The 14,302-nt window shown below is 73.6% G+C and carries 10 protein-coding genes; 8 read left to right on the forward strand and 2 right to left on the reverse strand.

Annotation, left to right across the window (positions count from 1 at the left end):
* Positions 1-190 precede the first annotated feature (190 nt).
* Entirely contained in the window at positions 191-2,122 is a 1,932-nt protein-coding gene (speA, locus tag NQZ70_RS15240) for a biosynthetic arginine decarboxylase (RefSeq protein ID WP_129574854.1), read from the forward strand.
* An 8-nt stretch (positions 2,123-2,130) separates the two neighbouring features.
* On the forward strand, positions 2,131-2,862 hold the full coding sequence (locus tag NQZ70_RS15245; RefSeq protein WP_237245328.1) for a heme exporter protein CcmB: 732 nt from the start codon (positions 2,131-2,133) through the stop codon (positions 2,860-2,862).
* Between the two features lie 90 nt (positions 2,863-2,952).
* Here the strand turns inward: NQZ70_RS15245 and NQZ70_RS15250 are convergent, their stop codons facing one another.
* A complete protein-coding gene (locus tag NQZ70_RS15250) occupies positions 2,953-4,227 on the reverse strand; it encodes a 2Fe-2S iron-sulfur cluster-binding protein (protein ID WP_129574855.1) in 1,275 nt (424 codons plus the stop codon).
* A gap of 275 nt (positions 4,228-4,502) precedes the next feature.
* On the opposite strand from NQZ70_RS15250, the gene NQZ70_RS15255 reads away from it, so the two are divergent.
* The 6 genes from NQZ70_RS15255 to NQZ70_RS15280 all read left to right on the forward strand — a co-directional run bounded on the left by NQZ70_RS15255 (position 4,503) and on the right by NQZ70_RS15280 (position 13,126).
* Positions 4,503-5,120, forward strand: coding sequence for a hypothetical protein (locus NQZ70_RS15255; RefSeq protein WP_165373970.1), 618 nt, complete (start codon positions 4,503-4,505; stop codon positions 5,118-5,120).
* Positions 5,121-5,142: 22 nt separating this feature from the next.
* Positions 5,143-5,775, forward strand: a complete 633-nt coding sequence (gene nadD / locus NQZ70_RS15260) for a nicotinate (nicotinamide) nucleotide adenylyltransferase (protein WP_129581369.1) — start codon at positions 5,143-5,145, stop codon at positions 5,773-5,775.
* Positions 5,772-6,647, forward strand: coding sequence for a Rossmann-like and DUF2520 domain-containing protein (locus NQZ70_RS15265; RefSeq protein ID WP_129574857.1), 876 nt, complete (start codon positions 5,772-5,774; stop codon positions 6,645-6,647). Before nadD ends, NQZ70_RS15265 begins: the two co-directional genes overlap by 4 nt.
* Before the next feature lie 273 nt (positions 6,648-6,920).
* Positions 6,921-10,406: a sigma 54-interacting transcriptional regulator gene (locus NQZ70_RS15270; RefSeq protein ID WP_129574858.1), complete on the forward strand. Its 3,486-nt coding sequence runs from the start codon at positions 6,921-6,923 to the stop codon at positions 10,404-10,406.
* Positions 10,407-10,410: 4 nt separating this feature from the next.
* A complete protein-coding gene (locus NQZ70_RS15275) occupies positions 10,411-10,788 on the forward strand; it encodes a hypothetical protein (RefSeq protein ID WP_129574859.1) in 378 nt (125 codons plus the stop codon).
* 115 nt (positions 10,789-10,903) lie between these two features.
* The gene (locus tag NQZ70_RS15280) at positions 10,904-13,126 is read left to right on the forward strand and encodes an ATP-binding protein (protein ID WP_129574860.1); all 2,223 of its coding nucleotides are present in this window, start codon (positions 10,904-10,906) and stop codon (positions 13,124-13,126) included.
* 48 nt (positions 13,127-13,174) lie between these two features.
* Here the strand turns inward: NQZ70_RS15280 and NQZ70_RS15285 are convergent, their stop codons facing one another.
* Positions 13,175-14,257 (reverse strand): L-erythro-3,5-diaminohexanoate dehydrogenase, encoded by a 1,083-nt coding sequence (locus tag NQZ70_RS15285; protein ID WP_129574861.1) that lies wholly within the window; start codon positions 14,255-14,257, stop codon positions 13,175-13,177.
* Positions 14,258-14,302 lie beyond the last annotated feature (45 nt).

A 14,302-nucleotide genomic window follows, 5' to 3' on the forward strand; every position in this document is an offset into this window, starting at 1 on the left:
CGGACCGGGCTGCCCGCCCTTGAAGGTCCGGCGTTCCTATCGTAATTGAGCCGCGTCGCCAGCGCGCGGCGTCCAGCCGTCCAGCGTCGGACCGACGATCTGACGTCCCCCTGATGAGCCTGAAGCCCCCCGTGGGCCCTCCCAGAAAGGTGGGTGTCGCCCGCCGCGAGCCCCGCCAAGGAGAACGACTGTGAGCAGCGCGCACGAGATCGAGACCGGCGTCTGGACCACGGAAGACGCCAAGTCGCTCTACATGATCGACCGCTGGGGTCGCGGCTATTTCGACGTGAGCCCGGACGGCAACCTCACCGTCGCCCCGCTCCAGGAGCGCGGCAGCAAGATCGCGATCCGCGACGTCGTGGACGCGGCGCTCGAGCAGGGGCTCCGCACGCCGCTCCTGATCCGCTTTCAGGACCTGCTCCACCACCGGGTGCGGTCGCTCAACGAGGCCTTCAACAAGGCGATCGCCGAGAGCAAGTTCCGCGGGACGTACCGCGGCGTGTTCCCGATCAAGGTGAACCAGCTCCGGGAGGTCGTGGAGGAGATCCTCGACGCGGGAAAGACCTACCATTACGGCGTCGAGGTCGGCTCCAAGCCCGAGGTCTTCGCCGGCCTGTCGGTCCATCACGACCCCGAGTCGCTGATCGTCTGTAACGGCTACAAGGACGAGAACTTCATCCGGACGGCGCTGATCGGGCGCAAGCTCGGCAAGAAGGTGATCCTCATCGCGGAGAAGCTCTCCGAGGTGCGGATGATCACCCGCGTCGCCAAGGACATGAACGTCGAGCCGATGATCGGCCTCCGGGTGCGGCTGCTCACCGAGGGCGCGGGCAAGTGGAAGACGTCCGGCGGCGAGAACGCGAAGTTCGGGCTCTCCACCGCCGAGATCCTCGCGGCGATCCGGATCATGGACGAGGCCGGGATGAGCGCCTCGTTCAAGCTCCTCCATTTCCACATCGGCTCGCAGGTGCCGGACATCCTGATCATCAAGCGCGCCGTGCGCGAGGCGACGCGCTACTACGCGAAGCTCCGCAAGATGGGGCAGCGCATCGAGTACATCGACGTCGGCGGCGGCCTCGCCATCGACTACGACGGCTCGCGCTCGACCTTCCACTCCTCGATGAACTACTCGGTCGAGGAGTACGCGCGCGACATCGTGCACAACATCGCGGACATCTGTGACGAGGAGCGGGTGCCTCACCCGAACATCGTCTCGGAGTCCGGCCGCGCGATCGTCGCGCACCACTCGGTGCTGGTCGTCCAGGCGTTCGGCTCGATCGAGAAGACGCCGATGTCGCCGATCGACATCCAGACCGAGGAGCACAAGCTCATCCAGAACCTCCTCTACATCAAGGACAACCTCTCCGGGCCGAACCTCGGCGAGTCGTGGCACGACCTGCTCCAGATCAAGGAGGAGGCGCAGAAGATGTTCGAGCTCGGCCTGCTCAACCTCGACGTGAAGGCCCGGGTCGAGATCCTCTTCTGGGAGATCGCCGAGGCCATGCAGAAGATCGCGTCGGAGCTCGATCCCGAGGAGGTGCCGGACGATCTCGGCGAGCTCCGCAAGCAGCTCGCCGACCAGTACATCTGCAACTTCTCCGTGTTCCAGTCGCTGCTCGATCACTGGGCGCTCGGCGCGCTCTTCCCGATCGTGCCGATCCACCGGCTGAACGAGCGCCCCGCGGCGGACAGCACGCTCGTCGACATCACCTGCGACTCCGACGGCAAGGTGAGCAAGTTCATCGATCTCAACGACGTGAAGGACACGATCCCGCTGCACCCGATCGTGGGCGAGCAGCCGTACTACGTCGGCATCTTCCTGACCGGCGCGTACCAGGACATCATGGGCGACATCCACAACCTCTTCGGCCGCGTCAACGAGGTGCACGTCTTCCTCGATGAGGACGAGGAGAGCGGGTACTACATCGAGGAGACGATCGCCGGGAACAAGATCCACGAGGTCCTGGCGCTGACCCAGTACGACAACCGCGATCTCGTCGGGAAGGTGAAGGCCCAGGTGGACGGCGCGATCAAGCAGGACCTCCTCAAGCCGACCGAGGGCATGCGGCTGCTCGCCGACTACGAGCGGGGGCTCAAGGATCAGACGTACCTGAGCCTCTGAGCCGCGCCGTGCTCTCCGAGACCACGGCGCCCGCGGGCCCGGCGTCCCTCTCGAGGCGCCGGCCCGGGTGGGTGCGCCAGTCGATGCTCGTCGCGCGGAAGGATCTCGCGATCGAGCTCGCCACCGGCGAGATCGTCACGACGAGCGGGTTCTTCGCGGTGCTCGTCGCCGTGATCGCGTCGCTCGCGTTCTACGCCGGGCAGGACGCGGCCGAGCGGGTCGCGCCCGGCGTGATCTGGGTGAGCGTGGCGTTCGCGTCGGTGCTCGCGCTGAGCCGCACGTGGCAGCGGGAGCGCGAGGACGGCGCGCTCTCGGGCCTGCTCGTCCTGCCGATCGCGAGGAGCGCCCTGTTCGCCGGCAAGGCGCTCGGGCTGTGCGTCTTCGTGATCGCGGTCGAGGCGATCATCATCCCGGCCGCGGCGCTCCTCTTCGCGGTGGATCTCGCGAAGACGGGCGCGGGGCTCGCGCTCTTCTGCCTCGCGGCGACGCCGGGCATCGCCGCGAGCGGCACCCTGTTCGGGGCCATGACCGTGCGCACGCGCGCCCGCGATCTCGTGCTCGCGAGCGTCCTCTTCCCGCTGCTCGCGCCGACCCTGCTCGCCGCGGTCGCAGGGACGCGGGAGCTCTTCGGCGGCGCGACGCTCGGCGAGCTCACCGATTACGTGGCGCTCATGGGCGTGTTCGACGTCGTGTTCATCGCGGGCGGGATCGGCCTCTTCGATCTGATCATCGAGGGCTGACCCGCCGCGCGGCCGCGCCGCGACGATCCCGGCGCGCCGCGCAGCTGGGCCGCGGCGATCGCGGCGCGCCGCGCGCCGGCGATCGCAGGCTCACGCGGCCGCGCCGCGCGCCGCGAGCACGTCGTCGGCGAGGAGCGACGCCGCCCGCTCGACGCCGTCGAGATCGACCGCGGCGCCGGTGCACTCGCCGATCGCCCACACGCCGTCGCCGGCCCGGCCGCGCGCGTCGACCCGCACGGCGTACCCCGCGCGCGGGTCGACCTCGACGCGGGCGCCCGCCTGCGCGGCGACCTCGAACGAGGGCGCGGCCGGCGCCTCCACGGCGAGCGCCACCACCTTGAGATCGCTCGTCGGGCTGCCCGGGGCGAAGGGCGCGCCGCGCACGGTCACGCTCTTCACCTGCGAGATCCCGTTCACCGCGGCGAGCGCGGCGAGCGGGATCCGCGCCGCGATCCGGTCGCCGAGGGCGCCCGCGAGCTCGTCGGCCCAGAAGCCCTCGCCCGCGATCGCGACGGGGCCGGTCGGCTCGACGCCGCAGGCGAGCAGCCGGCAGAGCGCGCGCGCCGAGAAGACCCCGGGCAGATCGTTGTTCGGGAACGCCGCGACGCCGTCGTGCGCCCCGGTGGCGAAGACCAGCGCGGGCGCCTCGATCACGGTGGCGCCCGCGTCGCCAACGACCAGGAGCTCGCCGAGGTAGACGCCGGCGGCCATGTGCCGGCAGAGCACGCGCACCCCGTCGAGCGGGTGCCGCGCGAGGAGCTCCGCCGCCCGGCGCGGCGCCCCGGCGAGCGACCCGGCGGGGGCGACGCCGTCGTCGATCAGCGCGACGCGCAGGCCGCGCGCCGAGAGCGCCGAGGCCGCCGCGACGCCGGCGGGCCCGGCGCCGATCACCGCCGCGTCCAGCTCGAGCCGCGCGGCGGGCGCCGGCGGGAGCGGCGCGCTCGGCAGCCGGCCGAGCCCCGCCAGCTTGCGCGCGATCGACTGCATGACCCGGGACAGCCCGGGGACGCCGGCCATCAGGTGGTGGTGGTCGATCCCCTGCGGGAAGAACCAGTCGGTCACCCGCAGCAGATCCGCCTCCCGCGAGCCGACCACGTTCTGCGCCTCGATGCGCTCGCCGCCGGCGGCCGGCCGCAGGCAGGTCATCACGTTGGGCACCCCGTCGACCCGCGCCAGGCAGCCGTCGCAGCCGCCGCGCAGGCAGGTCGGCGCGCGCGGGCGGTGCAGCTTCGGGCTCCGCGCGAGCGTCACGCGCCCGGAGGCGAGCAGCGCCACGGCCAGCGGCTCTCCCCGCTCCGCCGGGACGTCCGCTCCGTCGAGGGTGATGGTGACCGGATCCCGGAGCGCGCGACCTCGCCGAAACATGGGCGGACGCTAGCAGACGCGCGCCGGGCGCGCGCGCCGCGGGCCTGGGAAAACGCGGGAACGAAGCGGCAGGGAAGCCGCAAATGAGCGGCCAGGGAGCGGCCAGGGAGCGGCCAGGGAGCGGCCAGGGAGCGGCCAGGGAGCGGCCAGGGAGCGGCAGGTGAGCAGCAGGTGAGCAGCAGGGAGCGGCAGGGAAAACGCGCGGCGTCGCCGGCGCGAGCGCGCGGCGCGGAGAAGGTGCCCTCCGCTTCGCGCGCTGATCTATGCTGTGGCCGATGCGCCTCGGCGTCCTCGGCCCTGCACAGGGTGATCTGCCCGCGCTCGCTCGTGGCGCGCAGCACCTGCTCGACGAAGGCCACGCCGAGCGGGTCATCTACGTCGCCGAGGACGACGCGCTCGACCGGGTCGTCGAGGGCTGGGCGCAGAGCCTGGTCGGCGCGAACCCCGCCGAGGGCGCCCTGTTCGATCGGGCCGCGCGCTGCGCCGCCGCGACGCCGGAGCAGATCGACGCGTTCGTGGCGTCCGAGCGGGCCCGGCTGCGCCTCAAGGTGCTGATGAGCCTCCCGCCGGGCCAGCGCACGATCGAGATCCTGGACGGGCGCGTCGCGCTGTTCGTGTTCGACAAGGCGGCGCTCGACGAGGAGGACATCGTCGCGGCGTCGCTCCTCGTCTTCGGCAAGAGCTCCGAGCCGCTCATCAAGAAGGTCGGCCCGCGGACGTTCTTCTCTCCCGGGCCGATCGGCTCCGAGGGCGGCCGGGCGCTCCTCGACGACGGGCACGGCGGGGTGCGGATCGAGGTGATCAACGCGAGCGGCGCGGTGACCGCGCGCGAGATCGTGGGCCCGCCCGCGGCCGGCCCCAAGCTGAGGGTTCAGGGTGGCTCGCACGGCTGAGGGAGCCGCGGGCGCGAAGGGCGTGCGCGCGCGCGGGTCAGCGTCAGAGCCGCGCCGCGTCGCCATCTTCGGCGGCAGCTTCAACCCTCCCCACGTGGCGCACGTGCTCGCGGCCACCTACGCGATCTCCGTCGCGCCGATCGACGAGGTGCTCGTCGTCCCCGTCTACCGCCACCCCTTCTCCAAGGAGCTCGCGCCGTTCGAGCATCGCCTGGCCATGTGCCAGCTCGCGCTCGGCTGGCTTCCGGGGGTGTCGGTCTCGGCGGTCGAGCGCGAGCTCGGCGGCGAGAGCCTCACGCTGCGCACGCTGGAGCACCTCGCCGCGGCGCACCCCGGCTGGGCGATGCGCCTGCTCGTCGGCGCCGACGTGCTCCCGGATCTCCCGCGCTGGCACCGCTTCGATCGCATCGAGCAGATCGCGCCGCCGATCGTCCTCGGCCGCTCCGGCTTCGCCGCGACCGCCGCGGAGCGCCTCGACGCGGCGGCGGACCCGCGCCCGCTCCTGCGCCCCGCGGACGTGCTCCTCCCGCAGATCTCGAGCAGCGAGATCCGCCTGGCGTTCGCCGCGGGCGATCTGGAGGCCGTCCGCCAGCGCGTGCCGCGCGACGTGCTCGACTACGCGCTCGCGCACGGCCTATACGGGAGCGGCGCATGAACGAGATGGACAGCACGCGCCCGTCGCCGATGCACCGGGACGAGAGCGCCCTCCCGGAGGTGTTCATCTACGGCGCCGGCAAGGTGGGCCGCGGGCTCGCGCGCGCGAGCCGCGACGCGGGGCTGTCGGTCACGCTGCGGCCCGCGCGGGACGGGCTGCCGGCGGAGCGCATCGAGGCGGACCTCGTGATCCTCGCCGTGCGCGATCGGGACATCGCGCCCGCCGCCGAGGCGATGCGCGACCGGAAGCTCGTCGGCCACCGGGACGTCGCGGTGGTGCACTGCGCCGGCGCGCTCGGCCCGGAGGCGCTCGCGGCGGTGCGGGGCCGCCGCGTCTCGGTCGCGCAGATGCACCCGATGATCTCGTTCGCCTCGCCCGCGTTCGTGCCCTTCCTCGAGCGCGGCCACCTCCACATCGACGGCGATCCCGCCGCCGTGCGTGCCGCGCGCGCGCTCGGCGTGCGGCTCGGGATGACGCCGCGCACGTTCTCCGGCCTCGACCGCGTCGCCTACCACGCCGCCGCAGGCCTCGTGGCCAACGGCGCCGCGGCGCTCGCCGCCGCCGGGGTCGACCTGCTCGAGCGCGCCGGCGTCGAGCGAAAGACCGCCGCCGAGATGCTCGGCCCGCTGCTCCGCACGGTCGCGGACAACGTCGAGGTGCTCGGCGTACCCGAGGCGCTCACGGGGCCGGTCCGGCGCGGCGACGCGCCCGGCGTCGCGCGACACCTCGAGACGCTCCGCCGGCTCGCGCCGCACCTCGTCCCGTTCTACGTCGCCGCCGCGGCCACGCAGCTCCCGCTGGCCCGCGCCCTGGGCGAAGCACCTCCGGACGCGTTCGACGCAATCCAGCAGGTCCTGGACGGAACCAGGTAGTCGCACTGAAATTTTCTATTGGTGCGGCAGATACTTATTGATGCTCGACGGCAGGATCCGTTGATGCGTGCTCCAGCCGAGAGGTACGCTTCCATTGCCTTGGGATCTGTCGCCGCAGCCTGCGTTCCTTCTGCCACCACGAGCGATGCCGGGGGTTTCCGGGCGCTCGATGAGCGCGTCCGTGACGCCGCGTCGCGTGGGGTGCTCCACGTCCATGGACAGCGGCCGATCCTGGATGCGGTTTGCTCCCACCTCGCGCGTCGCGCTCGAGGCGTGGGGCGCTCGCTGATCTCGGCCGCGCACGCCGCGGGTCGGGACCCCTGGCGCGATCTCGCGCTGCGCTGCGGCGTCGCCTCCGCGGATCCGGTCGCGGTCGCGCAGGGCATCAGCGCCGCCGCGGAGGGCGCGATCCTCCTCGTCGCCGAGGGGGAGCCCACGAGCTGGGGGAGCCTCGTGCTCGAGGAGGTCTCCCGCCTCATCGCGGAAGGGTCGAGCTCCGCGCTGGTCATCGTGTGCAGCGACGCGGCGCGGCGGCCGTGGACGAGCGCCATCGCGATCGACGGCGTCGCGTCGCCCGACGACCTGCACCGGTTCTGGGAGGCGTTCGCGGCGGAGGCGGAGCGCCGGGTCGTCGCGAAGCTCGACCGGCTGGACGCGCTCGAGGGCTGGTGCTCCGCCGTGCTGGCCGCGCCGGCCGAGCCGCGCCCCCTGCCGCAGCAGCCGAGCCTCGAGGCCAGGCGGCTGCTCGATCGGCTCGCGCTGAGCCAGCGGCCCTGGCCGTCCGCGCAGCTCGGCCGGCTCGCGCCGCGGCGCGCGGAGCAGGGGCCCGGGGCCGCCGCGTGCCCCCTCGCCGGCGAAGAGCTCGCGGGCCTCGGGCTGATCGAGGCCGACGATCGCGGGTGGGTGACGGCGCGGCGCGCGGCCGCCGATCCGGCCGGCGAAGGCCCGGAGGACGTGCTCGCGGTCGCGGAGGCGCTCGAGGAGCAGCCGTCCGACCCGTGGAGCCTCTCGCGCGCGAGCGAGCTCTTCGCCTCGCTGGGCCGGGCCGACCGCGCCGAGGCCGCGGCGACGCTCGCCATCTCCTCGGTCGGCGAGCCGTCGGCGCGCGCCGATTTCTGGCAGCGCTGGGCCCGATCGATGCGCGCGCTCCCCGGCTCGCCGCCCGGCGAGCGGCTGCTCCGGGCCGCGGAGCTCGCGCTCCGGCTCGGCGACGTCGAGTTCGCGCTCGACTTCTCCTCGGCGGCCCTGCGGGAGGGGGAGTCGTTCGCCGCGCTGCTCGTGCACGGCCGGGCGACGAGCGCGCGCGGCGACCTGACGACCGCCGCGATGGTGCTCTCGCGCGCGGCGGCCGCCGCGGCCACGCCCGCGGAGCGGGCGCGCGGCGCCGTGGAGGCGTCGGAGCTCTGCTGCAAGACGGGCGACCTCGCGGCGGCCAAGGCGCACGCGGAGGAGGGGCTCGCCGGCGCGGGCGAGATCGCGACGCGCCTCCAGGCGCGCAACATCCTCGGCAAGCTGCTCCTCACGCAGCAGGCCTGGTCCGAGGCGGAGCGGCACTTCGCGGCCGACGCGTGGGAGGCGGCGCGCGCCGGCGAGCACGTGAGCGAGCTGCGCGCCCGGCTGAACCGCGCCATCGCGCTGCTCTCCAGCGGCCGGCTCGACGAGGCGCGCGCGATGCTCTCGGCGGTGCTCGACGACGGCGAGCGGCGCGGCGAGCGCGTCGCGACCGGCTACGCGCTCACGAACCTCGCGGTCATCGCCCACCTGAAGCACGAGTACCCGGAGGCCTTGCGCCTCTTCGAGCGCGCGATCGGCATCTTCCGCAAGATCGGCGACAAGGTCGCGCTCGTGAACCTCATCGCGAACCTCGCGGAGCTCCGGCTCCAGCTCGGGCTCCTCGAGGAGGCCGAGCAGGCGCTCGCGTTCGCGCGCAAGGTCTCCGGCCCGGGCATCCCCGGCGTGTGGATCACGCACGTGGCCTACGTCTCGGCGCAGATCCACCTCGAGCGCGGCCGCACCCAGGAGGCCGGGGACGAGCTCCGCGCCGCCTTCGCGTACGGCGCCGGCCCGAAGCTCGGCGAGTGCTACGCCGTAGCCGCGCGCATCGCGCTCGACGATGGCGACCTCCTGCTCGCCGCGCAGATGATCAAGGCGGCGCGCGCCGAGGCGAGGTCCGATCGGCACATCGCCGAGGTCGCGCTCCTCGAGGCGCTCCGCGCGCGCGCCGCCGGCGAGCCGTTCGGGCAGCTCGCCGCCGAGGCGCTCGCGCTCTCGCGGAAGGACCACGGCCGCGAGCGCGCCCTGGAGGCGCACGTGCTGCTCCACCACGCCTCGGCGTCCGGGGATCGGCCGCCGCGCGCGCCCGACGACGACGCCGCGGCCACGCGGTCGCACCTCGAGGCGGCGATCCACCTCCGCGATCGCATCGCCGCGTCGCTGCCCCCCGACATCGCGCGCAGGTTCCTCGCGCGCCGGCTCTTCGCGGAGCTCGGCCGGCTCGAGGCGTCGGCGCGCATCGCCGCCGAGGCGGAGCCGAGGGGCTGCGAGCTGTGCGGATCGAGCGCGTGCGCCGGCTGCGCGCGGATCGCCGCGCGCGCGCACCGGTCGTCCGCCGTGGTGCCCGCGATCAAGCGGCTGGTGGGGACGGCGCCGGCGCTGCTGAGCCTCCTCCACCAGGTCGAGAAGGTCGGCGCGAGCGACGCGACCGTGCTGATCCACGGCGAGAGCGGCACGGGGAAGGAGATCGTCGCCGAGGCGATCCACGAGGCGAGCGGGCGGGTCGGGCCGCTGATCAAGGTGAACTGCGCCGCCCTGGTCGAGACGCTGCTGCTCTCGGAGCTGTTCGGGCACGAGAAGGGGGCGTTCACCGGGGCGGCGGCGCGCCGTCGCGGGCGGTTCGAGCTCGCCGAGGGAGGGACGCTCTTCCTCGACGAGATCGGCGACATCTCGCCGCGCACGCAGGTCGCGCTGCTCCGCGTCCTGCAGGACAGGACCTTCGAGCGGGTCGGGGGTGTCACCCCGCTGCGCGCCAACGTCCGGATCCTCTGCGCCACCCACCGCGATCTGCGCGCGATGGTCGCGCGCGGCGAGTTCCGGGAAGATCTCTACTACCGCCTCCGGCAGGTCGTCCTGGAGGTACCGGCGCTCCGGCAGCGGCCGCGCGACGTGCCGGTGATCGCCGCCGCGATCCTGGAGAGGATCGCCGCCGAGCGCGGCACGGCGCCGAAGCGCCTCTCCAGCAGGGCCATCTCGGCCCTCTCGCGGCACGCCTGGCCGGGCAACGTGCGCGAGCTCGAGAACGCGTTGCGCGCCGCGGCGATCTTCGCGGACGGCGAGGTGATCGAGCTCGAGGACTTCACGGCGAACGTCGAGGGGCTGCGGGACCTCGAGGCCCTGGAACCGGCGAGCGCTCCGATGACACCGAGGGCTGGCATGCAGCCTGCTTTCCCTGCCGCCGAGCCGTCGAGCGGCCCTCGCTCCTCCGCGCCCGAGCGGATGGAGCCCGAGTCTCACCCCCCGTCGGCGCCCGTGGCCCCGTCGGCGCCCGTGGATCGCACGCCGCTGGAGCTCGCGTACGCGCATGTCCGAGGAGGGGTCAGCCTGAGCGACATGAAGCGCGAGATCGAGCGCGAGTGCATCGCCCGGGCGCTCGACGAAAGTCGCGGGAATATCACGCGCGCCGCGGTGCTCTTGGGTATGAAGAGACCACGTCTTTCGCAGCTTGTGAAACAGTATGGCTTTGGCGGGACGTCGGAGGATTGAAGTGATGCGACGTTGCAGGAGGGGTTGGCTGTCCGGGGGCCTCGCGCTTGCGCTGTCGGCCCCTGCGCTGCTCGCGGGGTGCGCGTTCGCGCCCGGGGAGCGCGACGAGCAGGCAGACGACGCGTGGAGCGAGCTCGAGCCGACGAGCTCCGACGAGGCGCTCGTCTCGGACACAGGCGGCGACGACATCAAGCGCGACGTCGCCGCTCCCGCCGCCGATCGCGCGGCGCTGCCGCGGCTCCGGCTGCGCGAGGCCTCGCCTCCGGCCGGCGGCGATGAGGGATCGAGGACGCGGACGTACGTGCGATCGCAGGACAAGCAGATGCCGGAGCCGCTCCCCTGGCACCCTCAGGGCAGCAGCGACGGCGACGGGACGCGCTGAGCCGCAGACCGCCGCCGGGCCTGTGCGGCCGCGCGCGGCGCCCTAACGCGCTGGTCCACTAGCGCCCCGGCTCGTTTTGAGGTTGCCGCGCGGCTCGCTGCGGTAGCCTTCGCGCGTGGCGCCGCTCGGGATCGATCTCCGCACACGGACGACCCTGGTCTGCGGGGCCCTGGCCCTCGCCATCGCGGCCTCGACGCTGCTGCGGGGGCGCGTCCGGCGCGTGCACCTCTTCTTCGCCGCCTTCGCCGCCGACGTCGGGCTCTGGTACCTCTCCCAGTCGCTCTTCGGCTTCTTCCAGGCCTCCATCTGGGAGCGCTTCACGGCGATCCTCGCCGTGCTGCTCCCGCAGTTCGCGCTGCACCTCTTCGAGGCGATGATCCCCCACGACGGGGATCGCCGCTCGCGCCTGCTCCGGTTCGCCGGGGTGCTCGCCATCCCGCTGTTCGTACTCGTGCTGGTGAGCCGGGAGCAGGGCTCGTGGCTCGACTGGCTCACGCGCGGCTGCATCTTCCTCTACGTCTTCGCGCTGCTCACCGCCGGGCTGTACACGCTCGGCCAGCGCGGCAAGCAGAGCTCCTCGCGCGCGACGCAGCGGCGCGTGCGGTTCCTCGTGGTGATCGGCGCGCTCGCCGCGCTCGCCAGCGTCGCCGACTTCGCCTGGTTCCTCGGCGCGGAGCCGCCGCCCGTCGGCGCCGCGCTCTCGATCGTGTTCCTGTTCGTGCTCGCCCAGGCCCTGCGGCACGAGCGCCTCCTCGACGCCTACGAGATGCTCGCGCGCCTGCTGGTCGCCACGGCGGTCGCGTTCCTGATCGCGCTGATCTTCTATCTCCTGCTCACGTTCATCGGCGGCTTCAACACGATGTACCTGAACGCGGTGCTCGCCGCGATCGTGATCCTGGTGCTCTTCGATCCGCTGCGGGAGCGCGTCGAGGAGCAGCTCCAGCGCCTCTTCTTGCGGGAGCGGTTCGATCTCGATCGCTCGCTCGCGGACGCCCGGCGGCGCCTCGTGCACACGCTCGAGGTGGACGAGATGGGCGCGATCGTGATGAGCGCGCTCGAGCAGTCGCGCCGGGTCACGGCGGCGGCGCTCTACCTGCGCGATCAGGACGGGACCGGCTTCGATCGGCTCGCGTCGCTCGGGCCGCGCGTCCCCGAGCGGATCGAGGTGGCGACGGCGCGGGCGCTGCTCGATCGCCTCGATCGCGGGCCGCTCGCGATGGAGGAGCTCGAGCGCGAGGCGCGCGAGCGGCGGGCGCGCCGGAGCCGCAGCGCCGCGGACGATGACGGCAACTTCGCGCGGCGGACCGAGGTGCGGCCGCAGGTCCCCGAGGACGCGGTGCTCGCGGCGGCCGAGGTGCTCGGCAGCCTCTGCTCGGGCGTGGTGCTGTGCGCGCGGGACGAGCAGGGCGAGCCGATCGGGCTGCTCGTCGTGGCGGACACGCGCGTGCGCGACGCGTTCTCGCCCGAGGAGCTCACCCTGCTCGAGACGCTCGCCGCGCAGATCGGCGTCGTCCTGGAGAACTCGCGCCTCTACGCGCAGATGAAGGAGCGAGACCGGCTCGCGCTCCTCGGCCAGATGGCGGCCGGGCTCGCCCACGAGATCAGGAACCCGCTCGGCGCGATCAAGGGGGCGGCGCAGCTGCTCGCCGATCCCGTGCCGGAGGCGGAGATCGATCCGGCGTCGCGCGAGTTCATCGGGATCATCCTCGAGGAGGTCGATCGGCTCGACCGCGTCGTGGGCTCGGTGCTCGATCTCGCGCGGCCGGCGCAGGGCTCGGTCGTCCCGACCGACGTGAACGCGATCGTGCGCCGCACGCTCCAGGTGCTCTCGATCGAGCGCAGGAACGACCAGCTCGAGGTCGAGGTCACGCTGGACCCCGATCTCCCCCGGGTCGCCATCGATCCCGAGCAGCTGCGGCAGGTGCTGATGAACCTGTTCCGCAACGCGGTCCAGGCCATGAAAGGCCGGGGCAAGGTGGTGATCTCCACGCGCGTCCGCTTCGGCCGCGGCACGCGGCCCGGCTCCGGCTCGGACGAGCCGTTCGTCGAGCTCAACGTCACCGACAACGGCCCGGGGATCTCGCAGAAGGTGCTCGCGAACATCTTCCTGCCGTTCTTCACCACGAAGGACAAGGGGACGGGGCTCGGGCTGTCGATCAGCCAGCGCATCGCGCAGAGCGCCGGCGGCCGCATCGAGGTGCGCTCGTACGAGGGGAAGGGGAGCACCTTCGCCGTGATCCTCCCGGCCGCCGTCGACAAGCTGGGCGCGTCGCCGCCCGTGCCGTCGCCGGCGGCGCTCCCCGCGGCCGAGCCGGCGCCTCAGGAGCGGCCCGGCTGAAGCCTCCGCGACCCCCGGCAGGGCGCGGCGCTCCCGCCGAGCGCGCGCTCAGCCGTAGCGCGACGCCATGAGCGCCGCGAGCGCGGGGCGCTCGCGCACGAGCGCGAGCGTGTGGTCGGCGTGGCCGTGCGCGTAGCCGTTGCCGATGTAGAGGTCCACGTCCTTGCCGATCCCCTCGGCCCCGAGGGCGGCGGCGGTGAAGCTCGTGCTCATCGCGAAGAAGTACGCCTTGCCGCGGTCGCGCGTGGCGACGATCGCGCTGAGCTCCACCCCGGGGACGTTCACGCACGAGAGCGTGAGGTCGGCGCCCGCGCCGCCCGTGAGCGGCAGCACGGCGTCGCGCACCGCGATGGGATCGCGCGCGTCGGCGACCGCGACGTGGTCGCAGAGCCCGAGCGCGCGCAGGTCGGCGGCGAACTCGGCCGATGTCTCGACCCCGATCACGCGCCCGCCGGGGCCGACGCGCCGCCGCGCCTCGGCCGCGCAGAGGAGGCCCGACTTCCCGCCCGCGCCGAGCACCGCGACGCTGTCGCCCGGGCCGGCGAGGCGCGCCACCTGGGGCGCCGCGCCCGCGACGTCGAGCAGCGCGAGGGCGAGCCGCTCGGGCATGTCGGTCGGCATCCGCGCGAGCGGCGCCGACGCGAAGACGATCGCGGTGCCCTCGACGTCGAGCTGCGCGGACGCGGGGCGCACGGCGACGATCCGGCGGAGCGAGAGCGGCGTCAGCGACAGCGAGGCGAGCGTCGCGATGCGATCGCCGACGGCGACGCCGCGGTGCTCCACCAGCGAGCCGACCCGGCGCACGACGCCGAGCAGCATGCCGCCCGAGCCGGTGACCGGGTTGTGCTGCTTGCCCCGGCGCGCGACGGTCTCGACGACGAGCCGCGCCACGCCCTCCGGGCTGCCGCCGGCGGCCTCTTCCATCTGGCGGAAGCTCGCGGCGTCGATGTTCAGCGTCTGCACCTCGACGACGATCTCGGTCTCGAAGCTGCGCGAGGCGTCAGCGTCCAGCCGCTCTGCGGGTTGCGGCAGGGCCCCCGGTGGATCGAGCACGCGGTGCGTGCCCAGCGGATCGCCTGCGGCGAGGGTGCGTTGCGTCGCTTCGGAGCTCACGCCGAGGCCGTTCAACATGCCGAGCCCGAAAGCAAGGGCAATGAGCCGAGCGGCGGCGGTCCA

Origin of the sequence: Sorangium sp. So ce836, from assembly GCF_028553905.1 — a bacterium.
Lineage (GTDB): Bacteria > Myxococcota_A > Polyangia > Polyangiales > Polyangiaceae > Sorangium > Sorangium cellulosum_D.